Source organism: Kribbella italica, assembly GCF_014205135.1.
Classification (GTDB): domain Bacteria; phylum Actinomycetota; class Actinomycetes; order Propionibacteriales; family Kribbellaceae; genus Kribbella; species Kribbella italica.
This window is the reverse complement of the sequence record NZ_JACHMY010000001.1, coordinates 8,749,559-8,773,481: the sequence shown is the minus strand read 5'-3', so window position 1 is coordinate 8,773,481 and position 23,923 is coordinate 8,749,559. Positions and strand designations below refer to the sequence as shown.

The window sequence follows — 23,923 nt, the reverse complement described above, 5'->3', positions numbered from 1 at the left end:
TTATGCCGGTGGCAGAAGCCCTGTCGGATCATCGACGGGACGAGGCATCCTCAGACGATGGATCTGGGGTTTGGTGGCGAAGTTGCCGATCTGTATCACCGATACCGTCGCGGTTATCCGTCGGGGTCGATCGGTGCGTGCGTCGACGCGTTCTCGTTGAACGGCGACGATCTCGTGATCGATCTCGGGTGTGGCACGGGTCAACTGGCGACACCGATCGCCTCGCAGGTTCGGGCCGTGATCGGGGTCGATCCCGAACCGGACATGCTGGCCCGCGCCCGTTCAGCCGCCCAGGACCAGGGTGTCGCGAAGGTGGCGTGGATGGTCGGCAGCGACTCCGACCTGCCGCTGCTGCGATCGCTGCTGGGTGAACAGTCGGTCGGTGCTGTGACGATCGGACAAGCACTGCACTGGATGGACCACGAGGCGCTGTTCGCCGCGGTCGATCCACTCCTACGTCCTGGAGGTGGTGTCATGGTCGTGGCCAACGGGATCCCACTGTGGCTGCAGGACTCGGACTGGTCACGGGCCCTACGCGAATGGCTGTCCGACTGGTTGGGCGCAGGGCCGGCCAACAGCTGCGGCACCGACGACGCGACGCAACAACGCTATCGCCAGAGCCTGATGACCAACGGCTTCGAGGTCAGCAAAGTCGAGCTCGACTATGCCGACGAGCTCGACTTCGATCACTTACTCGGCGGGATCTACAGCGCACTGCCGGTCGACCGCCTTCCCGCGCCCGAGGAGCGTCCACAGCTCGCAGCGGAACTCCAGGAAGTACTTCGTCCCCATCGGCCGTACGTCGAGCAGGTCCCGGTACGAGCCCTCCTCGGCACGAAGGTCGCGTGAGCAACCAACCAGCCATCGATCCCTGTCCAGGAAGCGTTCCTGGACAACCCCTACACCTGACGGCATCAAGGCCCAGGCAGACACCGCGTCTGTTCCTGGGCCTTGTGCAGTCACGGTTCAGCCGAGGAAAGTGGTCAGTTCCGTGATCACGGCCTGGGGGTTCTCCTCGGCGAGGAAGTGGCCGGTGCCGGGGACCTTGTGGACCCGTACGTCGGTCGCCTGCTGGGTCCAGGCGGCGAGGTTGGACTCGAAGCTGTACTCCGAGGTCAGGCCCAGGAACGGTGCGGTGATCTTGCCGTAGGTGGCGAAGTCGAGGACGTCCTGGTGGAAGGCCTGGTACCAGGCGTTGCCGGCCCGGATCGCTTCCGGGCGGGCGTAGGCGTGGGCGTAGACGCGCCGGGAGAGCTCGTCGATGGCGGTCGGGTCGGGTGGGAAGGCGTCCATGAAGTAGTCGACGATGTAGCGCGAGCGGCCGGTGATCAGCTGCTCGGGCAGGCTCTGGACCTGGTTGAAGGCGAACCACCACAGGCTGAAGCCCCGGCCGGGGCGGACCAGCAGGGGGATGTCGTACAGGGACGGGTCGGGGTGGCCGACGTCCATCAGGACGAGTTTGCGGGTCGCGGCGCGGTGGTTGACCGCGAAGCTGTGGGCGACCATCGCGCCGATGTCGTGGCCGGCGATGTTGACCGAGCTGTAGCCGAGGTGCCGGATCAGGCGGTGGACATCGGCCGCCATCGTCTTCTTGTCGTAGCCGTCGGCCGGCTTGGCGGATCCGCCCATTCCGCGCAGGTCGACGGCGATCACCGTGTAGCGCTTAGCCAGGGCCGGCAGGATCTTGTGGAACGACCACCAGGTCTGCGGCCAGCCGGGCAGCAGGACCAGCGGCTCACCACGACCACCGATGACGTAGTGCTGGCCCTTCGCGTACTTGCTCCGCAAGCCCAGCGTGCGAGCCAGCGCAGCATCCGACGGCACGCCGCCGCCCGTGGCCTCCGCGGTTGCCGCCGTCCCCGTGATCCCGGCAGCTACCGCAGCTCCGGCACCGAGCGCGAGTAAACGCCTCCGGTTCATGTCCATCGTGCCCCACCCTTCACCAGGCGCCACCGCGGGTCGATGCCGCCGTGCAGGCACGGTAAAGGCGCCATGGGTCACCCCAGCCCGGCGCGGCCGTAACCTGAGCGACCCCTTCGGTTAAAGGCCCCAAAAGCCCGGTCAGCCACGCGGGACGACGTCCGTGGCAGCCGACGGAGCATCTTCTCGCGGCCGGGTGGGGTCGCCGGTCAGGTGATGGTGGAGGTGACCGTGACGTCGACGGCGCCGCGTTCGAGGTAGGTCTGCCAGGCCTGGGCGAGCCGGGTGATGCCGCTGTGCAAGGTTGCCGGTGGCAACGCGAAGGGCAGCCGGGTGTGGTTGTCGGTGCTGCCGTCGGCGGAGAAGACCGAGCCGGGCAGCAGCGCGACGCCGTACCGGAGGGCCAGTTGGGCGAGGTGGGTGGCGTCACCTTGCGGCAGCCGGACCCACAGGGACGCTCCGCCGCGGGGTTGCTGCCAGGTCCAGTCGGGCAGCTGCGTGGCCAGCAGGTCGGTGAGGGTGCGCAGACCGCCCGGCAGCGTGCTGCGCCGCTCCGCCGACGCGGCGCTCGAGTGGTCGAGCAGCCGGACCGCGACCTCCTGGGCGACCAGTGAACTGCCGAGGTCGGTGATGCCGCGAACCTGGGCGAGCCGGGACACGACCTGCGGCACGGCCCTGATCCAGCCCAGGCGCAGTCCTCCCCAGAACAGCTTGCTCATCGAGCCGATCGTGACGATGCGTTCGTGCGACCCGAGCGCCGGCGTACCGGGGCCTTCGGCGAAGCCGGTGCCGGCCAGCGACGTGTCGTCGACCAGGACGAACTCGTGCTGGTCGACCAGGCGCGCCAGCCGTTGCCGCCGGTCCTCGGAGAGCACCGCACCGGTCGGGTTGTGCACGGCCGCCTGGACGTAGACCAGCCGCGGGCTGCCGGTCCGGAGCAGCGTTTCGAGCGAGCGGACGTCGAGCCCGTCCTCGTCGGCGCGGACCGGCCGCAGCCGGCTGCCGGTCCGCGAGAACGCCTCGAGCGCGCCGCGGTACGTCGGCTGCTCCACGATCACGCCGTCCCCCGGATGCAGGCAGCCCCGGGCGACAAGCTCCAGCGCCTGCTGCGCACCGGAGGTGATCAGGATTTCCTCGGGAGTCGTCGGTACGCCGCCGTCGGAGTACCAGCGGGCGATGCGCTCACGCAGCGCGGTCAGCCCGCGCAGGTGGTATCCGTGGTGAGAGCTGGTGAGCCGCAGGTAGTCGTCACGGGTCAGGCTGCTCGCGACGTCGGCGACCAGGTCGAGGCTGGGCAGCGCGGCCGTCGCGAAGTCGATCGTCGCCAGCGGCCCGTCCAGGAACTGACTGGCGGCGTGATCGCCGGCCAGCAGGCTGTTGGACACGGTCTCGCGGCCACGATCGGCGCGGACCCGCGTACCGCTGCCCTGCCGTCGTTCGAGGCGGCCGCTCTCCCGCAGTGCCTGGTACGCCGCGACCACCGTCGTACGGCTGACGGTCAGCGCGGTCGCGAGCGCCCGCTCCGGCGGCAGTACGGCGGACGGCGGCAGCTCGCCGCGATCGATGAGTTCGGCGAGGCTGTCGCTCAGCTGCCGGTAGAGCGGCCCGGACCGGGCACCGGTGCCGACCATCATCCGCGCCACCTGATCGGCCGGGAATCGCAGGCCGCTGCCGTCCAAGAGGTCCAAGGAGAGTCCAATTTCGTCGATGTGGCTCTAGAGCCGGCGGATCCAGCGGTGCCAATCTACCGGTCATTGGCTTTTCAGCGAAGCAATTGGTTGGTGAGGTGGGGCGCAATGAGGCGAAACCCGATCACGCTGCTGCTCGTTCTCGCTGTCGTTCTGGTCCCCGGGTGCGCCACCGTCGCCGCCCCCGGCTCCGGGTCGCTCGACACCGGTGGACCCCAGGACACGTCCAGCACCCTGCGCATCATGGGGACCGATTTCCCCTACACCGATGCCACCGTGGCGGCGTTCGAACGGCAGCACCCCGAGATCAGCGTGGAGTACGTCAAAGGAGCGGTCTCGTTCGAGGAGGGCAGCGCCCAGACGCTGCTCCGCTCCGGCAGTGGCCCGGACCTGATGCTGGTGAACTCAGGTCCGGGCCGGGTCGGCATGCTGGCCGACGCCGGCCTGATCTGGCCGCTGGACGAGGTGTTCACGGCCAACGGCCTGGCCGCCCGGTTCACCCCGGAGGTGGTCCGGCAGACCCGCGAGGGCAACGACGGACGGGTCTACGAGATCGTCGAAGGCCTGGACGTCTTCCAGGTCTACTACAACAAGAAGCTCTTCGCGGCCCACGGGGTCGAGGTGCCGACCGACTGGGACAGCTTCCTGACCGCCTGTACGACGCTGCGCTCGGCGGGCGTGAAGCCGTTGCTCGCCGGGGCCCGGGACAACTTCGCCGGCGGCTGGTTGCTCGGGGCACTGGTCCAGGCGTCGGCAGGCCGGGACACGATGCGCGACGTGATCGCCGGGTCCGGTTCGTTCGCCGACCCGAGCATCGTCCGCGGCGGTCAGATGCTGGCCGACCTGCTGGACAAGGGATGTCTGGACGGCGAGCAGGCGGCCGCCCTCGACGGCGGGCAGGCCGAGGCGGCCTTCTGGCGCGGCGGTGGCGGGATGATCGTCGTACCGCAGGGGTCGATGGCGAACGCGCGGCAGGACGGTGTCGACGTGGCGTCGTACGGAAGCTTCCCGATGCCGACGACCGTGCCCGGCGCCGAAGCGTTGCCGACCGCCGGGCTGGCGCTCAGCTGGGTGGTCAACAACAGCACCAAGTCGCGCTCGGCCGTGGTCGAGTGGCTGCGGTGGCTCGCGAGCCCGGAGTACCTGGCGCTGACCGCTCAGCACGGGCGGACGCTCGTCCCGGCCCAGGTCGTCCCGGCCGGGATCACGCTGGACCCGGCCGTCGCGGACGGCCTGGAGAAAGTTGCCAAGGGCACCGGATTCAACCCGAGCGTCTATCTCCCGGACGCGGCGAAGGAGGCCTGGTACCAAGCGGTGCAGGGGCTCCTGACCGGCCGGATCTCGCCCGAGCAGGCGATGCGGGCGGTCCAGGACAAACTGGAGGCGAGCCGATGACCACGACCCGACGGACCACCTTGATCGCCGTCATGCTGCTGCCGTCCTTGGCGCTGCTCGCCGTCTTCCTCTTCCTGCCGCTGGTGCGCGGGATCCAGCTCAGCTTCTACTCGTGGGACGGCGTCGCCCCGGTGATGAACCGGGTCTGGCTCGACAACTACACCCGGATCTGGTCGGACCCGGCGTTCCTGTCGGCCCTCGGCCGGACCGTCGTGTGGTGGGCGATGCACCTCGGGCTGGCGGTCGGCGGCGGCCTGCTGCTGGCGGCCCTGATCAGCGAGATCCGCTGGCGCCGCGCGCAGACCGTGTTCCGCAGCCTGGCGTTCGTCCCGCACATCATGTCGCTGGCCGTCGTCGGCGTGATCTGGAGCCAGCTCTACCACCCGACGATCGGTCTGCTGAACGGGTTCCTCGACGCGACCGGTCTCGGCGGCCTGGCCGAACCCTGGCTCGGCAGTACGACGTTCGCCCTGCCGGCCGTCGGCGTCGCCAGTGCCTGGCAGGCGTACGGCTTCTACCTGGTCATCTTCCTGGCCAGCATCCAGGCGGTCGACCCGGCCCTGCACGAAGCCGCCGCGATCGACGGCGCCGGGCCCTGGCAGCGGTTCCGCAACATCACGGTGCCGTCGCTGCACAACGCGATCAGCCTGGTCGTCGTCCTGGCGTTCATCAACGCGCTCAAGGGCTTCGGCACCGTCTGGTCGATGACCGAGGGCGGACCGGACCGCTCGACCGAGCTGGTCGCGGTCTACGCCTACAAGCAGGCGTTCGGGCTCGGCGACATCGGCGGCGCGAGCGCGGCCGGGCTGAGCATCGCCGTCCTCGCGATCGTCATCACGGTCGGGTTCAACCGCTGGCGCGACCGCGCCGCGACGGGAAGGTGAGACGGATGCGGACCGTCAACCGGTGGCACAACCTGCTCGTCGTCGTGGTGGCGCTGATCGCCGGTGCGACCATGGTGCCCGTGGTCTGGGCACTGTTCAGCTCCTTCAAGAACGACACCGAGATCTTCGGTGATCCGCTCGGCCTGCCGGCCCAGTGGCGGTGGGAGAACTTCCGGACCGTCTGGACCAGCGGGGACTTCGGCACCTACTTCGTGAACAGCGCCGTGATCGCGGTCGCCGTGACGCTGCTGACCGTCGCGGTGACCTGCCCGGCCGGCTACGCCTTCGGCAAGCTGACGACCGGCCGGAGCAACGGCCTGTTCTACGCCTACCTGATGGTGATGACGCTGCCGGGCGAGGCGATCATGGTGCCGACCTTCTACCAGCTGCGGGAGATGTCACTGGTCGACAGCCGGGTCGGTCTCGGGCTGATCCTGGTCGCGGGCGGCGTCCCGCTGGGCGTGTTCATCGCCCGCAACTTCTTCCGCGACCTGCCGAACGAGCTGATCGAGTCCGCCCGTGTCGACGGCGCCGGGGACTGGCGGATCTTCCGGAGCGTGATGCTGCCGCTGGCCAAACCGGCGGTACTGGCGGTCGGCGTGTTCAGCTTCCTCGGCGCCTGGAACGAGTACCAGCTGGCGCTGCTCCTGCTGTTCAGCCAGGAGAAGCGCACCATCCCGCTCGGGCTGGTCCAGTTCCAGGGCCAGTACAGCTCCGACTCCGGCGCGCTGTTCGCCGGGATCGTGCTGGCGATGATTCCGTCGATCCTCGTGTACGTCGTGTTGCAGCGATCTTTCACCCGTGGCCTCGTGGCTGGAGCTTTGCGATGACCGTGACCTATCAGTTCGAGTACCCCGAGCGGCTGCGCTGCGCCTTCGTCGGCGCCGGTGGCCACTCCTACCGCAACGTCTATCCCACCTTCCAGTACGCACCGGTCGACCTGGTCGCCGTCTGCGACACCGACCTCGACCGGGCCCGCACCTACGCGCGCACCTTCGGCGGCGGTACGGCGTACGCCGACCACCACGAGATGCTCGCCGCCGAGCGGCCCGACGCGGTGTTCGTCGTGACGTCGTACACGGCCGGCGGCGACGTCCAGGCGACCGCGATCGCCGAGGACTGCCTGCGGGCCGGCGCGCACGTGTGGATGGAGAAGCCGACCGCCGCCGGACTGGCCCAGCTGGACCGGCTGCAGGCGGCCGCCGACGAGACCGGCCGGACGGTGATGACCGGGCTGAAGAAGGTCTTCACCCCGGCCGCCGAGAAGGTGAAGGCGATCATGACCTCGCCGGAGTTCGGGACGCCGACCTCGATCTCGATCCGCTACCCGCAGGCGCTGCCCGCACCGGCCGACCGGGGTGACGACGTCGCGATGATCGGTTTCCTCGACCACATCTTCCACCCGGCCGCCTTGTTCACCTACCTGATGGGGCCGGTCCGGCGGCTGACCTACGAGTGGGACTCGCGCACCGGGGCGAGCGTGTCCAGCATGCTCTTCGAGTCCGGTGCCGTCGGCACGCTCCACCTGGCCGCGGGATCCGCGACCGGAGCGCCGCTGGAGCGGGTGGAGGTGATCGGCGAGGGCGCGAACGTCGTGGTCGAGAACGGTGTCCGCCTGACCTACTACCGGCGCGGTACGCCGTTGCCGTACGGGCGGTCGGGCTCGTTCTTCACCGACGACGCGTCGGCGCCGTTGCGCTGGGAACCGGAGTTCTCGCTGGGGCAGCTCTACAACAAGAACCTGTTCTACCTCGGGTACGTGCCCGAGGTGCTGCACTTCTGCGAGAGCGTGCTGGCCGGCCGTCCCCCCGAGAAGGGCACGCTGGCCGACGTACGGGAGATCCTCCGGCTGTACGAGCTGTACCGCCGGGTGCCGGCCGGGCAACCGGCCGAGGTCCGACCAGACATCAAGGCAGGGAGCTGAAACGATGGGACTGAAGAGCCGGCTGACGACCGCCGCCGACGTGACGGTGGAGGAGCAGACGTGGGGACGGCTGGAGTGGATGGTTTCCGGTGCCCTGGGCAACTCCGGCACCCTGACCGTGGGGCGCTGCTACATCCGGCCCGGTCAGCAGAACCCGCGGCACTACCACCCCAACTGCGACGAGGTGCTGCACGTGCTGCAGGGCACGATCGAGCACAGCGTCGACGGCGACCTGGTCACGATGGGTCCGGGAGACACGATCAGCATCCCGTCCGGGGCCTTGCACAACGCGCGCAACACCGGTCCGGACGAGGCGATCTTCGTCATCTCGTTCTCGGCGCCGGACCGGCAGACGGTCGGTGAGTGAGATGCCCGTCGTCGTTCTGCTCGGCACGCTCGACACGAAGGGCGCGGAGTACGGGTTCGTCCGGGACCGGCTGGTCGCGGCCGGGCTGACGGTGCTCGTCGTCGACGCCGGCGTCCTCGGTGAGCCGGAGTTGCCCGCCGACGTGAGCCGCGCGGAGGTGGCGGCCGCGGGCGGAGCCGACCTGGACGGTCTGCGGGCGGCCGAGGACCGGGGCCTTGCGGTGACCGCGATGGCGGCCGGTGCGGCGGCGGTGGTCGCGCGGTTGCGGGACGAAGGCCGGTGCGACGCCGCGCTGGCGCTCGGCGGGACCGGCGGTACGTCGATCGCCGCGCAGGCGTTCCGGGAGCTGCCGCTGGGTGTGCCGAAGGTGATCGTGTCGACCGCGGCGGCGGGCGACACCTCGGCGTACGTGCGGGAAACCGATCTGGTGCTGATGCCGAGTGTGGTCGACGTCGCCGGGGTGAACCGGCTGTCGGCCCGGATCCTGGCGAACGCCGCCGCGGCCGTGGCCGGCATGGTCACCGCGGCGCCGGTCGACCTGGCCACCGACAAGCCGTTGCTGGCGGCAAGCATGTTCGGGGTGACGACGCAGGGTGTGGACACCGCGCGGGCACGGTTGTCGGAGTCCGGGTACGAGGTGCTGGTCTTCCACATGACGGGGACCGGCGGCCGGACGCTGGAGTCGCTGGCTGCCTCGGGGCAGCTGGCCGGCGTACTCGATGTCACGACGACCGAGCTGGCCGACGAGCTGGTCGGCGGTGTCTTCTCGGCAGGGCCCGACCGGCTCACCGCGGCCGGTCGTCGCGGGATCCCTCAGGTGGTGTCGGTCGGCGCTCTCGACATGGTCAACTTCGGGCCGCGGGACACCGTGCCCGAACGCTTCGCCGACCGCAACCTGTTCGTGCACAACCCGACCGTCACGCTGATGCGGACGACGCCGGACGAGTGCGCCGAGCTCGGACGGCGGCTCGCGACCCGGCTGAACACCGCGCTGGGACCCGTCGCGTTGTTCCTTCCGTTGCGGGGTGTCTCGGCGATCGCGGTCGAGGGCGGGGTGTTCCATGACCCGGTGGCCGACACCGCTCTGTTCGACAGCATCCGCGCTACCGTCGACCGCTCCGTGGTCGACCTGGTCGAGCTCGACGCCGCGGTGAACGACGCCACCTTCGCCGCGGCGATGGCGGACCAACTGGACGAGTACCTGCAGCGAAAGGGGAACTGACATGCCGCGGATCGACCGCGAGACCATCCTCGCCCGGCTGACCGCCAAGCGGGACGCCGGCGAGCTGATCATCGGCGGCGGCGCCGGCACCGGCCTGTCGGCCAAGTGCGAGGAGGCCGGCGGGATCGACCTGATCGTCATCTACAACTCCGGCCGCTACCGGATGGCCGGCCGTGGCTCGCTCGCCGGGCTGCTGGCCTACGGCAACGCCAACGACATCGTGCTCGACATGGGCCGCGAGGTGCTGCCGGTCGTCCGGCACACGCCGGTCCTGGCCGGAGTGAACGGCACCGACCCGTTCTACCAGCCCGAGGTCTACCTGCGGCACTTGATCGACTTCGGCTTCTCCGGCGTCCAGAACTTCCCGACCGTCGGCCTGATCGACGGCAACTTCCGGGCCAATCTGGAAGAGACCGGGATGGGGTACGCCGAGGAGGTCGCGATGATCGCCGTCGCGCACGAACTCGACCTGCTGACCACGCCGTACGTGTTCTCCGCGGCCGACGCGACCGCGATGACACAGGCCGGCGCCGACGTGATCGTCGCGCACCTCGGCCTCACCACCGGCGGCTCGATCGGCGCGACGACGGCACGCACCGTCGAAGAGTGCGCGCCACTGATCGAGGAGTGGACGGCCGCTGCCCGCGCGGTCCGGCCGGACGTGTTCGTGCTGTGCCACGGCGGGCCGATCGCCGAGCCCGACGACGTCCGGACGATCCTCGGGCTCTGCCCGTCGATCGACGGCTTCTACGGCGCGTCGTCGATGGAACGGCTGCCCACCGAGCAGGCGATCACCGCGACCACCAGCACCTTCACGCAACTCCGGCGGTGAGCTCCCACGGCCCGGCGGCGTACTGGGTCACCTGCACGTTATCCGAACACCTTCGCTCCGGTTGATCCGATGGCCGCGCGGCGACGTGTCATCAGTGACCGTCGACAAACGGAGCGGGTTCCGTCGGAGGGGTGAGCGCCGTGTGCGAGATCAGGTTCGAGTTCCTGCGGCCGCCGCGAGCGTGGTGCGGTGACCGTCTGCTGCAGCTGGGGCCGGCCCGGCAGCAAGGTGTGCTGGCCGTCCTCGCGTTGAACGCCAATCGCGAGTTCACCAGCGACGAACTGCTCACCGCGGCGTGGGACGAGGACGAGCCGCCGTCCGGTGCGAAGGTCGTTGCCTCCTACATCTACCGGATCCGCAACCTGCTCCCCTGCCCCGACCTTCTGCGGACGGTGCCTCACGGGTACCAGCTCTGTCTGCGGACCGACCAGACGGACGTCGGTCAGCTGGAGGCCTTGCTCAAGGAGGCCAGGACCGCGCGCGCCGCGAGCAACTTCGAGTACGCCGCCGGCCGGCTCGCGGCGGCTCTCGACCTGTTCGGCGGCGAACCGCTGGGCGGCTTGCCGGGCCGGTACCTGGAGTCACAACGCCGCAAGCTGCGCGAGCTCCACCGTCAGGTGCAGTGCGAACGCATCGACCTCGTCATCCGCCTGGGTGGTCTCACCGACGCGCTGGCCGAACTGGTCGAGGTCGCCACCCAGGACCCGCTGGACGAGCGCCTGGCCGGCCTGCTGATGCACGCCTGGTACCTCGACGGACGCCCGTCGTCAGCGCTCGACGTCTACCGGCGGACCCGGAACGCCCTGGTCCAAGAGCTGGGCATCGAACCCGGGCCCGAGCTGCGATCCCTGCACTGGGCGATCCTGTCCAACACGGTCGGCGCGGCCTGCTGCAACCACCACTGCACCAAACGCGCCGGCTGACCCGGGGGCGAGCTGGCGAGAGCGCCCGCGCCGCGGGCAATCCTCGGGTTCGGCTCAGGGATCAGGCCGGACTGATCGCACCACCCTCGCCGGTGAGCCGACGGCGAGTGTGCCGGGCGGTACGTCGCGGGTGACGACGGCTCCGGCGCCGATCACCGCGTCCTCCCCGACCGTCACGCCCTGGAGGATCATCGCCGAGGCGCCGATCCACACGTTGCGCCCGATCCGGATCGGCGCGGCGGTGATGCCCGAGCGGCGCTCCGCGGGCGCGACCGGGTGCCCGGAGCTGATCAGGCTGACGTCCGGTCCGATCATCACCTGGTCGCCGATCTCGATCCCGCCGATGTCGTTGAACCGGCAGCCCTGGTTGACGAACACGTTGCGGCCGATCCGGACGTTGATCCCGTGGTCGGAGTACACCGGCGGGATCAGGTGCAAGGTCTCGTCGACGGGTTGCCGGGTCAGCTCGGACCAGGTCGCCAGGATCGCCGGCTGGTCGTCGTACGGGAGCTTGTTGAGTCGCTCGGTCACACCGATCGCCCGGACGACTCGCTCACGAAAGGATTCCATGCGGACCACCCAAGCAACCAGCCGGACGAGCGCGCAAACAACCGTCCGGCCCCGCGGCACAACGTCCGGTTGTCCCCCTACAGTGGCCGGGTGGATCTCGAGGTCGTCCGGACGTTCGTGACCGCGACCGACGCCGGGCAGTTCCAGGCCGCCGCCGACGAGTTGCGCATCACGCAGCAGGCGGTGTCCAAGCGCATCGCCGCGCTGGAACGGGATCTCGGCGTCCTGCTGTTCACCCGATCTCCGCGGGGCGCCCAGCTGAGCGTCGACGGTCACGCGTTCCTGCCCCATGCCCGCGAGCTGCTCCGGGTCGCCCAGCAGGCGGAGGCCTCCGTACGGACGGTACGCCGGGCGCTGCGCATCGACGTACTCAATCGCCGGACAGCGCCGGCCGCCGCGCTGCACGCCTTCCACCAGCTGCACCCCGGCATCGAGCTCGACGTCGTCGAGCTGCCGGACGCATCGATCGACGAGGCCGTCCAAGCCGTTGCCGATGGCACCATTGACGCGACGTTCCGCTGCCCGCGGCACGAGCTCACCGGGCCGGTCCGGGCGGAGCGCGTCGTCGACGACCGACACCAGCTGCTGGTCGGTCCGCGGCACCCGCTCGCCTCGGCTGCCCAGCTCACGCTCGCGGACCTCGCGCCGTACCCGATCTGGATGCCCGGTCTGCCTGCGGACACGGAGTGGGGTTCGTACTACGCCGCCCTCGCGGACGCCTTCGCCCTCACGATCGACACCACGGGACCGAGCTTCGGCATCGAGGTGCAACTGGACGAGCTCGCCGCCTCCGCCGACCGCGCCACGCTCGTCGGCGAGGGCACGCGATACCTCTGGCCCGCGGCGTACGACCTGCGCCGGATCCCGATCGTCGCGCCGACCCCCGTCTACCCGCACTCGATCATCTGGCGAGCCGGCAACCGGCATCCGGGCCTGGCCGTCTTCCTCGGCCACCTCCGTGCGGCGCGCGCGACCACGGCCGGTCAGCAGTCATGGGTCCCTCCGTGAACCAAAAGACCCGAAATGTCGAGGTGCCGCGCGGCTGTCCGACGTCCGCTGCAGACCCCCGACGATCGTCTCGCCCGAGCTCGGGGCGCTCAGGCCATCGCGATGACGACCGCGGCGGGCATCGTCGGCTTCGGGGAGCCGCCGCTGGGTTCGACGGTCAGGCCGAAGGCGACCTTGCCCGTGACGCCGCCGCTGATGTACTTCGTCTGGTCGGTCCCGGTGAGACCGACCGAGTGCGCGACCTGCGCGCTGTCGATGAGCCACAGCTGGTAGGTCTGACTCGACGGAAGCGCCCGAAGGTCATGCAGTACGACGACCGCCGCGTCCTGGCGGTTGGACGCGACCACCGTCGCCTGCCCACCGCCGTTGACCGCGCCACGAACCGTCCGGGCATCCGGCGCGGCGAGCAGCGCCGCGAACTGGTCGCTGGCCTGCTGAGTGGCGGCGTTGTCGCGGTACTGGTCGATCGCGATCCCACCGCTGACCGCGACAGCGACGGCCGCCGCGGCCAAGGTCAGCACCGTACGACGGCTGAACCGCCGGCTCCGCAGGGCGACAACGTTCGAGTCCAGCGGTGGCAACTGCTCGACCTGACCGATCGCCGCCATCACGTCGGCCTTGAGCCTCGCCGGCGGCGCCATCGCCACGTTCGCCGACAGCTTGCCGGCGGCCTCACGCAGCTCGTCGACCTCGACCGCGCACTCCGTACAGCCCACCAGGTGCTCCTCGAACGCGGCCTGCTCGTCCGCGGACAAGGCGTCCAGCGCGTAGGCGCCGGTCAGGGCGTGGAGGTCCGGCGACGTCATCTGGTGGTCACTTCCCCAGTACCGAGGCAGTCGCGCAGCCGGATCAGTCCGTCGCGCATGCGGGCTTTGATGGTCGGGAGCTTGGCGTCGAGCAGCACGGCCACCTCGGCGTAGCTGTGCCCGCCGTAGTAGGCCAGCGTGATCGACTCCCGCTGCAGCTCGGTCAGCGACCCCAGGCAGCCGCGGACCCGCTCGGCCTCGAGCCGGCCGATCACACTGTCGGTGACCTGGTCGTAGTCGGTGTCGACCGACTGGCTGCCGACGACGTGGTCGCGGTCGACGGACGACTGCTCGGCCCGGACCCGGTCGATCGCGCGGCGGTGCGCCATGGTCAGGATCCAGGACATCGCCGAGCCCTTCGAGGCGTCGTACCGGGCGGCCAGCCGCCAGACCTCGAGCATGACTTCCTGGGTGACCTCTTCGGACTGGGCCGGATTGCGCAGCACCCGCCGTACGAGGCCGTAGACCCGCGGGCTGACCAGGTCGTACAGGTCGGAGTAGGCGTCGGCGTCACCGCGGGCGACCAGCACTATCAGATCGCCTTCACTGGCGGCCGGCGATCGGCCGTTGCCGACGACGGACCAAGGCGTTGCCGTACGGTCGGTCACTTTCGGTCCTCTGCTCGACTCATGGGCTGAGCGGTAACCATGTCTATCACGGGCCGTGGCGGCCCTCAGACTCAGTCCAGCTGTACGACGGGCCGCAGGCCGCCCGTGGCCGGGAGGGTCGGAGTGGCCGATCCACCCTCCGGTTCGACAGTGATCCCGAAGGCGACCTTGTCCGCCACCCCACGGGTCACCACGGTGGCCCCGTCCTCGACCAGGCCGATCGAGTGGGCGGTCCGCGAGCTGTCGACCATCCACAGCTGGTAGGTCATGCCTTCAGGCAGTGACCTGAGGCCTTGGACCAGCACAACGGCCGCGTCGCGTTGGCGGGACACTACGAGGGTGGCCTGACCGCCGGTGACGGCACCGTGCAGGGTGCGAGCGTCCGGCTCGGCCAGGATCTCGTTGGCCCGGGCGCTGGTGGTCGTGGTGGCGGCGTTGTCGCGGTACTGGTCGATCGCGATCGCACCACTGGTGCCGACGGCAACGAACGCGGCGGCCAGGGTCAGGAGGACCCGGCGGGACATCCGCCGACGGGTGTCCGGGACGTCGGCGGCGCGGCTCACCGGACGCTGCTGACGGATCTCTTCGATCCGGGCCAGCACCAGGGACTTGAGTCCCGTGGGCGGTTCGGTGGCGATCTCGAGGCTGAGCCTGGCGATCGCTTCGCGGAGGCTGTCGATCTCGGCCGTGCACGCCGTGCACAGGGCCAAGTGCCGCTCGAAGCCGTCCCGCTCGTCGTCGGTGATGGCGTCGAGCACGTACGGGCCGGTCAGGGTGTGGAGCTCTGCTGTGGTTGTCATCTGGGTCGACCATCCTGACGAGGGTGAAGCGGTGGTGCCTCCCTGGCGAAGGGAGGCACCACCGGTGGTGCCGGGACTGCGCCACCGGGGTGGGATGGCTAGGGCGGCCCCGTCAGTACTGGTCGAGAAGGGTTGGTCAGGCCGCCGGCGGCATCAGGACGGTGTCGATCAGGTAGACGGTCGCGTTGGCCGTCTTCACGCCGCCGCAGACGACGTTGGCGTTGTTGACCTTCAGGTTCTGGCCGGAGCCGGTGACGGTCAGCTCCTGCTTCTCGACCGTGGCGTGCTTGCCGACCACCGCGGTCGCGTCGAGCTGGCCCGGGACGACGTGGTAGGTCAGGATCTTGGTCAGCAGCGCGCTGTCGGTCTTCAGCGTGTTGATCGTCGCGGCCGGGATCTTCGCGAACGCGGAGTCGACCGGGGCGAACACGGTGAACTGGTCGCTGTTCAGCGTCGAGACCAGGTTGACCTTCGGGTTCAGCTTGCCCGACACCGAGGCGACCAGGGTCTTCAGCAGCGGGTTGCCCGCGGCAGCGCTGGCGACCGGAGCGGCGGCCATGCCGTCGATCGAGCCCGCGCCGGTGGCGTTGGCCTTGGCGTAGTCCGCACAGCCCGGACCGACCAGACCGGACATGTTGTCGGCCGACGGGGAGGCGCTCGGGCTGTCGGCCGGCGACGAGGTGCTGGCCGACGGGCTGCTGCCGCTACCGCTGTCGGCGTTGTCGTCGCCGCCACCACAGGCAGCCGTTGCGAAGAGCAACGAAACGGCGGCGGCCGAGATGGTGACGCGCTTCAGGGTGTTCGACATGGTGGAACTCTCTTTCACTGAATGGGGAGCCAGAGCCGCCTTCTGCGACCTGCAGCAGACACCGGTACTTCGGCGCCCGCGTCAGGCCGGATGGGTGCGGGGCAGAACTTTCTTCGAAGGGCCGGTAAGAGCGCCGTAATCGGCGGCTCGCCCATCCAGGGAGCGCGGCGGCAGCGAAGAACAGGTGACCCTGCCGAGACCCTCTGAGTTGGAGAAACCCCTATGTTGACGCTTGCCTTGATCGGACTGCTGGGTGGGCTGATCACCGGAGTCTCTCCGTGCGTCCTGCCGATGCTCCCGATCATCTTCTTCGCCGGAACCAGCACCAAGACCCCGGCCAAGGCCCAGGCCAAGACCGGTACGCCGGCCGACGGTGACGTCCTGGTCGAGGAGCTCGAGGTCGGCAAACCGCCGCGCGACTTCCGGCCGCTGAAGATCATCGCCGGGATCGTCGTCAGCTTCTCGCTGTTCACACTGGCCGGCTCGGTCATCCTGTCGGCGCTCGGCCTGCCCGACGACTTCCTGCGCTGGGGCGGCCTGACCATCCTCACCCTGGTCGGCCTCGGCCTGATCTTCCCGGCCCTCGGGCACTGGATCGAGAAGCCGTTCTACCGGCTGCCGAAGATCAACCGCAACAACAACGGCGCCTTCGTGCTCGGCCTCGGGCTCGGCACCCTGTACGTGCCGTGCGCCGGACCGGTGCTGGCGGCAATCACCGTGGCCGGTGCCACCGGCAACGTCGGCTGGCGCACCGTCGTCCTGACCGTGTCGTTCGCGATGGGCGCGGCGCTGCCGCTGCTGATCTTCGCCTCGGCCGGATCGCGGATCTCCCAGCGGGTGAAGGCCTACCGCGACCACGCCCGGGGCTTCCGCATCGGCGGTGGCGTCGTGATGATCCTGCTCGCCGTCGCGCTGGCGTTCAACGTCACCGACGTCATCCAGCGCTCGCTGCCCAGCTACACCAGCGGCCTGGAGAAGAAGGTCGCCGAGAACAAGACCGTGCAAGGTGCGCTGGCCCCCGCTCTCGGTCCCGGCGGTGAGGAACTGGCCAAGTGCACGCCGGGTGCCGCCGAGCTCGCGTCCTGCGGCAAGGCGCCTGAGTTCACCGGCACGCAGAAGTGGTTCAACGGTCCGCCGGTCACGCTGGCAGGGCTGAAGGGCAAGGTCGTCCTGGTCGACTTCTGGGCGTACTCCTGCATCAACTGCCAGCGCGCGACGCCGCACCTGCTCGCGTGGGACAAGGCGTACAAGTCCCTCGGGCTGCAGATCGTCGGCATCCACTCGCCGGAGTTCGCGTTCGAGAAGTCGGCGGGCAACGTGCAGTCGGCGATCACCAAGGAGAAGATCGGCTACCCGGTCGGTCAGGACAACAACCTGGCCACCTGGACGGCGTACCGCAACCAGTACTGGCCGGCGAAGTACCTGGTCGATGCCGAGGGCACCGTTCGGTCGATCAAGTTCGGCGAGGGCTCGTACGGCCAGACCGAGAACCAGATCCGCGAACTGCTGACCGCCGCGAACCCCGGTGTGAAGCTGCCCGATCCGGTCGACGGCACGGTCGAGGCCGACAGCGTCGGTGCCGCGGGGACCACGCCCGAGACCTACCTGGCCTACTCCCGCTCGACCAACCTGAACGGCACCGGCAAGCTCGTCCCGCGCAAGACGCCCACCGCCTTCGGCCTGAACCCGGCCCAGCCCGACGACACCTACAGCCTCGGCGGCAACTGGCTCGTCGGTCCCCAGGACGTCACCTCGTCGAAGGGGTCCCAGGCCCGGCTCAACTTCAACGCCGCGAAGGTCTACCACGTCCTGTCCGGCAAGGGCACCGTCACGGTCTCGATCCCCGGCGAACCCGACCGGACCGTCCAGGTCTCCGGTACGCCGAACGCCTACCAGCTGGTCGACAAGCCCACCCAGGAACGCAAGACCATGACGCTGACCTACAGCTCCGGCGTCTCCGCCTTCACCTTCAGCTTCGGCTGAGCCGGCACGCCCTAGGCGGGCGACCCGACCAGCGCAGGCACCTCGGCGAACGAACTGATCGCCGGCCCTGCCCAGGCCGGGTCGCTGTCCGCGTGCTCCGTCGTCCGAACGGCGTGCATGCCGAGCTCGACCGCACCGGCCAGTTCGTTGTCCGCACCGTCGGCGACGTAGACGCACTCGCCCGGAGCAACCCCGAGCCCTTCGCAGGCCGCCAGGTAGATCGCGGCCTCCGGCTTGGCCGAGCCCAGCTCGGCGGAGAACGCCGTGAACGCGAAGTACGGCGCCAGGGCGCTGTCCGCCCACTGCAGCTGGGTCTCCGAGGTGATGTTGCTGACCAGCGCGATCCGCCATCCGAGGTCCCGTAGCTTCGCGAGGGCACTCAGCGTCGAGGCCGGAGCGCCCGCGATGAGTTGGCGCGCCAGGGCGCGGCGCAAGGCGGCCGCCTGGTGGAGCTGGTCGTCGGTCGGCCGGCCTCCGCTGCGGCGGGTGATCTCCCGCAGGGTGCTGGGCAGGTCGCCGTACGCGCCGGTGAAACGCTCGTACGCCGTGGCGCGGAAAGCGGCCTCGAACGCAGCGGGCTCGACGCCGAGGACCTGCGCCATCTCGCGGTGCACCAGGTCTCGTTCGGCGTGGCCGCCGGGGATCAGGGTGCTGAACAGGTCCACGAGCAGAGCACGGCGCATGGGTCCAACCTATCCGTAGCCGGATTGTGCAGGGAGTCAGCAACTCCGGGGATGGTTTGTGTTCATCGGTGCTGGCTACGTTGCAGTCCGGTTCGAGGACGGGAGCAGCGGATGAGGTTCAAGGTGCGGGCGGCGTTGGCCGTGGTGGCGGCGCTGGTGGGAGGTGCGGTGTCGGCACCGGCGCAGGCCCAGGCGGGGATCCCGGTGCACCTGCTAAGCCTTACGGACTTGCACGGGTATCTGTCTGAGACCGAGAACCTGACCATCAATGGGCTGCAGGTGGGCGGGGCCGGGTACTTGAAGGCTCATCTCGACCGGTTGCGGGAGGGCCGGACGAACTCGTTCCTGATCGGCTCGGGCGATCAGTTCAGCGGCTGGCCCGACTACACGCAGGCGTTCGCGAACGAGCCGACGATCGAGGTGCTGAACGCGTTCGGGATGGACTTCGACGTGGCCGGCAACCACGAGTTCGACCGGGAGTTCCCGTTCCTGCAGCGGATGGTCTCCGGCAAGTGCTACGGCAAGCCCGGCTTCGACAGCTGTTTCAAGGACTCCACCGGCCGCGCCTTCCGTGGCACCGACTACGCGTACCACGCGGCGAACGTGATCGACCGGCGGACGAAGCGGCCGGCGCTGCCGCCGTACTGGATCACCTCGGTACCGAAGCCGGGCGGTGGCACGGTCAAGCTCGGCGTGATCGGCCTCGCCTTCCCCGGTACGCCGACCGAGACGCTCTCGATCGAGGGCTCCGGCTTCGATTTCCGGGCGCTGGTCGGTACGGCGAACCAGGCCGCCGCCGAGCTCAAGGCCAAGGGCGTCGAGGCGATCGCGGTGAGCATGCACGAAGGCGGTCAGCAGGGCGGCCAGTTCAACGACTGCCTGAACCCCACCGGCCCGATCTTCGACGCCGCCCGCGCGATGTCGCCCGACATCGACGTGATCTTCGGCGGCCACTGGCACACCGCGTTCAACTGCATGATCCCCGACCCGAACGGCGTCCCGCGCCCGGTCCTGGAGGCCTCCAACCACGGCCGCGTGCTCGGCGAGGTCAACCTGTCCCTCGACCCGAGGACCGGCGACGTGATCCGCTCCGCGACCACCGCGACGAACCACGCGGTCACGAAGGATCTCACCCCCGATCCTGCGGTCCAGAAGATCGTCAAGTACTGGACCGACCGTTGGGCCGCCCGCCAGAACGAGCCGCTCGCCAAGCTCGACCGCGACCTCGACTTCTCCACGACCGCCGAGAGCCGCACCGGCAACCTGGTCGCCGACCTGTACCACGACGAAGCCGCCTCACACCGCCACGGCGACGCCGACCTCGCGCTCGTCCCCGCCGACCTCGGCGTCGACGTGATCGCGGCCGGTCTGAAGTACGCCCCCGGCAACCAGCCCACCGACCGGCCCGGCCGCATCCTGTACGGCGAAGCGTGGCCGGTCGCCGGCATCTCCCCGATCACGACGCAATCCCTGACCGGCCAGCAGGTCGACGCGGTCCTCGAGCAGCAGTGGATCCCGCCGGCGTACGGCTGCCAGCGGCTGTCCTCGCTCGCGATCTCCAAGAACGTCCGCTACACCTACGATCTCGGCGCACCGCCCGGCAGCCGCGTCGACCCGCGGCAGGTCTTCGTCGACGGCCGCAGGCTCGACCTCCGCCGCACCTACCGCGTCGCGACGACCGCGGTGCTGCCGCTGCACGGCGCGCAGTACGGCTACCCCGGCTTCGAGCAGCCCAAGCACCTGGTCCGTGCGCCGAGGATGGGCCAGCAGGTCTTCCTCAACCACCTCCGCACCCACCCGTCGATCAAAGCCCCGGCGCTCGGCCGCGTCACCGCCATCCCCGGCACACCCCAGCCCGTCGACGGCCCGTTCGGCCCGCTGAAACTCGTTCCCCAGCAGGAGATGACGGCCACCGCGACCAGCCAGGGGTCCGCCGCGTACGCCGCGCCGTTCGCCATCGACGGCAAGTGCTCGACGATGTGGCACTCCAACTGGAGCCCGCCCGCGCCGCTCCCGCAGTCGATCACGCTCGACCTCGGCAGCACCCGGTCGATCGAGGCGCTGGTCTACACCCCGAGACAGGACGCCGACGTACCGAACGGCCGGATCTCCTCGTACGACGTGCAGGTGAGTGCTGACGGCAACAACTTCCGGTCGGTGGCCACCGGCACCTGGGACGGCACGGTGGACGCCAAGATCGCACGTTTCCCGGCCGGTACGACGGCCCGCTACGTCAAGCTGCTCGGCCTGACCGGTGGCGCCGACTACGCCGCCGCCACCGAACTCAACATTGCCCTGGGTTCCTGACCGAACGCCGGTAGTCGCTCGGCGACGCCCCGAACCGGCGGCCGAACTGGCGACTGAAGTAGTGCGGGGACTCGAAGCCGACGGCGCGCGCGACCTGTCCGACGGACATGTCGGTCGCGCCGAGCAGCTCCGACGCACGCTGCAACCGCAGCCCGACCACGACGCTCATGATCGAGTCGCCCACCTGCTCCTTGAACAGGTGGGCGAGCCGGGACACCGAGACCTGCGCCAGCCCGGCCAGTGAGTTCAGCGTGTGCGCCCGGGCCGGGTCGGACGTCACCGCGTCGAGCACCAACTGCACCCGCGGATCGAGCGAACGGGTCTCCCGGCGCAAGCTGCTCGCGGCAACGAGCAGCACCTCCTCGATGCCGTTCATCGTGAGCTGGACGGCCAGGTTCTGCTCGAGCAGGTGCAGCTCGGTGTCGCCGGTCGGCGACAGACCCGCGCGCTGCGCGTCCCGGTGCAGCCGCGCGAACGCGGACACCAGCCGATCGGTCTCCGACGGCCTGGTCAGCCGCACGTACGACAGCCCGGGCATTGCCTGCGGCAACGACCACCAGGCGTGCCAGTCGCGCCGCGGCTGGAAGTGGGCCCACCAGGTCTCCCAGTACGTGCCGACCGTGCCGTAGTCGTGCTCGGTCCCCGGGCTGACCAGGACGAGATCGCCGACGCGCAGCGTGAGCGAGTCGGCACCGATCCGGTACCGCCCGGTGCCGCCGGCCGTGTAGAGCAGGTACCAGCTGCCGACACCGGCCGGCCGGACCACCCGGTAGTCGCCGCCGCTGTGGAAGTGGCCGGTGACGAGTTTGCTCGGCGGCGGGATCTCGCTGTACAGCTCGATCAGCACCTGAGTAGCAAGATCGTGCTCGTAGTCAGCAGGCTCTGTCATGGTGCACCCTTCGTGCGGGTCCCTAGATTACCCAACCAGCAGCAAGATCCTGCAACCCCGACGAAGTGAGGATCCCGTGGGCTTTCGTACCGTCACCGAGCTCGTGCACGACACCACCACCCGCATCTTCGAGCACGGGTGGCAGTCGTGGAGCCCGAGCGGCTGGTACGACCCGACCGCCCGTCCGCCCAGGCCGACGGCTCCCAACCACCACGTGATGGCCTACCGGCCGGACGTCGAGGCGGGCCGGTTCCAGGGCGAGGGCCTGCTCGCGGTCTCGACGGGCGGCGAGGTCACCGTCGTCGCGGCGCTGTCCCCCGACATCGTCCCGTCGATCCGCTGCGAGGTCGTCGGGGATCGTCTCGTGATCTCCGCCGACGGCAAGGTCGAACTGACCACCAGCACCCAGGCCAACAGCAACCAGGCCCTCGCCGACTGGGCCGACACGTTCGCTGCCCAGTACCACCCCGCGGTCCGCGTGTTCGGCCCGTCCTGGTGCAGCTGGTACGCGTACTGGGGCAAGGTCACCGAGCGGGACGTGATGAACGAGGTCCGCCAGTTCGACGAGCACGGGCTGAGCGTCGACCTGGTCCTGCTCGACGAGGGCTACCAGGCCGAGATCGGCGACTGGCTGACGCCACGCGACGACTTCGGCTCGACCGTCCGGCTCGCCTCCGACATCCGCGCGAGCGGGCGGCGGGCCGGGATCTGGGTGGCACCGTTCCTGGTCGGCAGCCGCAGCGAGACCGCGCGCCAACACCCCGAGTGGCTCGTCCCCGGCATCTCCGCGGGCACGAACTGGGGCCAGGAGCAACTGGTCCTGGACGTCACGAACCCTGCCGCGGCAAGGCATCTCCAGGACGTGTTCACCGAGTTGTGCCGCCAGGGCTACGACCACTTCAAGCTCGACTTCTGCTACGCGGGCGCGATCGAGGGCCGGCGGCACGAACAGGTCGACGGCATCACGGCGTACCGGCACGGGCTACGGCTGATCCGCGAGGTGGTCGGACCGAACCGCATCCTGCACGGCTGCGGCGCCCCGATCCTGCCGAGCCTCGGCCTGGTCGACTGCATGCGGGTCTCCCCCGACACCGACCCGCTGGTCGATCCGCCGTCCGGCGACATCAGCCAGCCCGGTCAGCGTGGTGCCCGGTCGACCTCGGTGGCGCGCGAGTTCCTGCACGGCCGCTGGTGGGCGAACGACCCGGACTGCCTGATCGTCCAGCCCGACATCCAGGACCGCGAGGCGTGGGCGAACCACGTCGAGAACTCTCCCGGCCTGCGGATGTCCAGCGACCCGATCGGCGCGCTGGACCGATGGGGCCTCGACCGGACCCGCGAACTGCTGACGCCGACGTCGTCCCGGCCGCATCCACTGAGAGCCTTCGATGCTTAAGCCGGCCACTCGCCCAGTACGCCGTACGCAACGACGGCAGCAGACCCTGGCCGGCTACGCCCTGCTCGCCCCGAGCCTGGTCGGCGTCCTCGGCTTCCTGCTCGCGCCGGTCGTCATCGTGATCGTGCTCAGCCTGTTCGACTGGAAGTTGCTCGCGACGCCGGAGTTCGTCGGGCTGGCGAACTACCGCGAACTGCTCGGCGACGGCGAGGTCTGGCACTCGTTCCTGGTCACCGGGTACTACGTCCTGATCTGTGTGCCCGGTACGACGATCCTGTCGCTGCTGCTCGCGCTGCTGGTCGACCGCAAGCTGCGCGGGATGAAGTACTTCCGGGCGCTGCTGGTGATCCCGTGGATGGCGACGCCGGTCGCGATGGGCCTGGTCTGGGCGTGGATCTTCGACCCCGGGCAGGGCGCGCTGAACCAGTTCCTCGGGATCTTCGGCGTCAACGGCCCGGCCTGGCTGTCGTCGGAGCTGCTGGCGATGCCGAGCGTGGCCGCGGTGCACATCTGGCAGTTCGCCGGCTACAACATGCTGTTCTTCCTGGCCGGGCTGCAGAACATCCCCGCGTCGTTGCGCGAGGCCTCCTCGCTCGACGGCGCCTCGCCGGTCGCGCACTTCTTCGGCATCACCCTGCCGCTGCTGCGCCCGACGCTGCTGTTCGTGCTGATCACCAACGTGATCGGTTCGTTCCAGGCCTTCGACACGATCTTCGTGATGACCGAGGGCGGCCCCGGCGACAGCACCGAGGTCGCCACCTACCTGATCTACGACGAGGCGTTCCGCAAGTTCGACTTCGGCTACGCGGCCACGATCTCGGTCCTGCTCTTCGCGGTGATCCTCGCGGTGACCGTGGCCCAGTTCGCCTACTTCGAGCGTCGTACGACGTACGACCAGTCCTGAGGAGGT

The 23,923-nt window shown here is 69.7% G+C and carries 23 protein-coding genes; 14 read left to right on the top strand and 9 right to left on the bottom strand.

Going from position 1 to position 23,923, the window contains the following annotated elements; genetic code table 11:
- The first annotated feature begins 57 nt into the window (after positions 1 to 57).
- A complete protein-coding gene (locus HDA39_RS41245; protein WP_184805111.1) occupies positions 58 to 849 on the top strand; it encodes a class I SAM-dependent methyltransferase in 792 nt (263 codons plus the stop codon).
- 117 nt (positions 850 to 966) lie between these two features.
- Here HDA39_RS41245 and HDA39_RS41240 read toward each other — a convergent pair whose 3' ends face one another.
- Both HDA39_RS41240 and HDA39_RS41235 read right to left on the bottom strand, forming a co-directional pair.
- Positions 967 to 1,926, bottom strand: a complete 960-nt coding sequence (locus tag HDA39_RS41240) for an alpha/beta fold hydrolase (RefSeq protein ID WP_184805108.1) — start codon at positions 1,924 to 1,926, stop codon at positions 967 to 969.
- A 203-nt stretch (positions 1,927 to 2,129) separates the two neighbouring features.
- Positions 2,130 to 3,608 (bottom strand): aminotransferase-like domain-containing protein, encoded by a 1,479-nt coding sequence (locus HDA39_RS41235; protein ID WP_184805105.1) that lies wholly within the window; start codon positions 3,606 to 3,608, stop codon positions 2,130 to 2,132.
- Between the two features lie 108 nt (positions 3,609 to 3,716).
- Here HDA39_RS41235 and HDA39_RS41230 point away from each other — a divergent pair, with 108 nt between their 5' ends.
- The 8 genes from HDA39_RS41230 (at position 3,717) to HDA39_RS41195 (ending at position 11,155) form a co-directional block, all read left to right on the top strand.
- A complete protein-coding gene (locus HDA39_RS41230) occupies positions 3,717 to 5,003 on the top strand; it encodes an ABC transporter substrate-binding protein (protein WP_184805102.1) in 1,287 nt (428 codons plus the stop codon).
- Positions 5,000 to 5,887, top strand: a complete 888-nt coding sequence (locus HDA39_RS41225; protein ID WP_184805100.1) for a carbohydrate ABC transporter permease — start codon at positions 5,000 to 5,002, stop codon at positions 5,885 to 5,887. The genes HDA39_RS41230 and HDA39_RS41225 overlap by 4 nt, the downstream gene beginning before the upstream one ends.
- A gap of 5 nt (positions 5,888 to 5,892) precedes the next feature.
- On the top strand, positions 5,893 to 6,717 hold the full coding sequence (locus HDA39_RS41220) for a carbohydrate ABC transporter permease (protein ID WP_184805097.1): 825 nt from the start codon (positions 5,893 to 5,895) through the stop codon (positions 6,715 to 6,717).
- Positions 6,714 to 7,811 (top strand): Gfo/Idh/MocA family protein, encoded by a 1,098-nt coding sequence (locus HDA39_RS41215; protein WP_184805093.1) that lies wholly within the window; start codon positions 6,714 to 6,716, stop codon positions 7,809 to 7,811. Before HDA39_RS41220 ends, HDA39_RS41215 begins: the two co-directional genes overlap by 4 nt.
- Before the next feature lie 4 nt (positions 7,812 to 7,815).
- Complete coding sequence (locus HDA39_RS41210; RefSeq protein ID WP_184805090.1) at positions 7,816 to 8,178, top strand: cupin domain-containing protein; 363 nt, start codon at positions 7,816 to 7,818, stop codon at positions 8,176 to 8,178.
- Between the two features lies 1 nt (position 8,179).
- Entirely contained in the window at positions 8,180 to 9,400 is a 1,221-nt protein-coding gene (locus HDA39_RS41205) for a Tm-1-like ATP-binding domain-containing protein (RefSeq protein ID WP_184805087.1), read from the top strand.
- Between the two features lies 1 nt (position 9,401).
- Positions 9,402 to 10,232 (top strand): phosphoenolpyruvate hydrolase family protein, encoded by an 831-nt coding sequence (locus HDA39_RS41200; RefSeq protein ID WP_184805084.1) that lies wholly within the window; start codon positions 9,402 to 9,404, stop codon positions 10,230 to 10,232.
- Positions 10,233 to 10,372: 140 nt separating this feature from the next.
- Positions 10,373 to 11,155, top strand: coding sequence for a BTAD domain-containing putative transcriptional regulator (locus HDA39_RS41195; protein ID WP_184805081.1), 783 nt, complete (start codon positions 10,373 to 10,375; stop codon positions 11,153 to 11,155).
- Between the two features lie 54 nt (positions 11,156 to 11,209).
- Here HDA39_RS41195 and HDA39_RS41190 read toward each other — a convergent pair whose 3' ends face one another.
- On the bottom strand, positions 11,210 to 11,725 hold the full coding sequence (locus HDA39_RS41190) for a sugar O-acetyltransferase (protein ID WP_184805078.1): 516 nt from the start codon (positions 11,723 to 11,725) through the stop codon (positions 11,210 to 11,212).
- 90 nt (positions 11,726 to 11,815) lie between these two features.
- Between HDA39_RS41190 and HDA39_RS41185 the strand changes: the two genes are divergently transcribed.
- Positions 11,816 to 12,733 carry a LysR family transcriptional regulator gene (locus tag HDA39_RS41185; RefSeq protein ID WP_184805075.1) on the top strand — a complete coding sequence of 306 codons (918 nt, stop codon included), beginning with the start codon at positions 11,816 to 11,818 and terminating at the stop codon, positions 12,731 to 12,733.
- An 89-nt stretch (positions 12,734 to 12,822) separates the two neighbouring features.
- On the opposite strand, the gene HDA39_RS41180 is transcribed toward HDA39_RS41185, so the two are convergent.
- The 4 genes from HDA39_RS41180 to HDA39_RS41165 form a co-directional block, all read right to left on the bottom strand.
- Positions 12,823 to 13,539 (bottom strand): anti-sigma factor, encoded by a 717-nt coding sequence (locus HDA39_RS41180; RefSeq protein WP_184805072.1) that lies wholly within the window; start codon positions 13,537 to 13,539, stop codon positions 12,823 to 12,825.
- A complete protein-coding gene (gene sigK, locus HDA39_RS41175; RefSeq protein ID WP_184805069.1) occupies positions 13,536 to 14,147 on the bottom strand; it encodes an ECF RNA polymerase sigma factor SigK in 612 nt (203 codons plus the stop codon). Before sigK ends, HDA39_RS41180 begins: the two co-directional genes overlap by 4 nt.
- Before the next feature lie 71 nt (positions 14,148 to 14,218).
- The gene (locus tag HDA39_RS41170; protein ID WP_184805066.1) at positions 14,219 to 14,947 is read right to left on the bottom strand and encodes an anti-sigma factor; all 729 of its coding nucleotides are present in this window, start codon (positions 14,945 to 14,947) and stop codon (positions 14,219 to 14,221) included.
- A gap of 136 nt (positions 14,948 to 15,083) precedes the next feature.
- Positions 15,084 to 15,755 carry a fasciclin domain-containing protein gene (locus HDA39_RS41165; RefSeq protein WP_184805064.1) on the bottom strand — a complete coding sequence of 224 codons (672 nt, stop codon included), beginning with the start codon at positions 15,753 to 15,755 and terminating at the stop codon, positions 15,084 to 15,086.
- Between the two features lie 222 nt (positions 15,756 to 15,977).
- Between HDA39_RS41165 and HDA39_RS41160 the strand changes: the two genes are divergently transcribed.
- Positions 15,978 to 17,738, top strand: coding sequence for a cytochrome c biogenesis protein CcdA (locus HDA39_RS41160; RefSeq protein ID WP_184805061.1), 1,761 nt, complete (start codon positions 15,978 to 15,980; stop codon positions 17,736 to 17,738).
- An 11-nt stretch (positions 17,739 to 17,749) separates the two neighbouring features.
- Here HDA39_RS41160 and HDA39_RS41155 read toward each other — a convergent pair whose 3' ends face one another.
- Complete coding sequence (locus tag HDA39_RS41155) at positions 17,750 to 18,421, bottom strand: HAD family hydrolase (protein WP_184805058.1); 672 nt, start codon at positions 18,419 to 18,421, stop codon at positions 17,750 to 17,752.
- A gap of 111 nt (positions 18,422 to 18,532) precedes the next feature.
- On the opposite strand from HDA39_RS41155, the gene HDA39_RS41150 reads away from it, so the two are divergent.
- Positions 18,533 to 20,728, top strand: a complete 2,196-nt coding sequence (locus HDA39_RS41150; protein WP_184805055.1) for a discoidin domain-containing protein — start codon at positions 18,533 to 18,535, stop codon at positions 20,726 to 20,728.
- Here HDA39_RS41150 and HDA39_RS41145 read toward each other — a convergent pair.
- On the bottom strand, positions 20,706 to 21,617 hold the full coding sequence (locus HDA39_RS41145; RefSeq protein WP_184805052.1) for a helix-turn-helix domain-containing protein: 912 nt from the start codon (positions 21,615 to 21,617) through the stop codon (positions 20,706 to 20,708). The genes HDA39_RS41150 and HDA39_RS41145 overlap by 23 nt on opposite strands.
- A 76-nt stretch (positions 21,618 to 21,693) precedes the next feature.
- Between HDA39_RS41145 and HDA39_RS44025 the strand changes: the two genes are divergently transcribed.
- Positions 21,694 to 23,013: an alpha-galactosidase gene (locus tag HDA39_RS44025; protein ID WP_202893285.1), complete on the top strand. Its 1,320-nt coding sequence runs from the start codon at positions 21,694 to 21,696 to the stop codon at positions 23,011 to 23,013.
- Positions 23,006 to 23,917 (top strand): carbohydrate ABC transporter permease, encoded by a 912-nt coding sequence (locus tag HDA39_RS41135; RefSeq protein WP_184805046.1) that lies wholly within the window; start codon positions 23,006 to 23,008, stop codon positions 23,915 to 23,917. The genes HDA39_RS44025 and HDA39_RS41135 overlap by 8 nt, the downstream gene beginning before the upstream one ends.
- Positions 23,918 to 23,923: the final 6 nt, after the last annotated feature.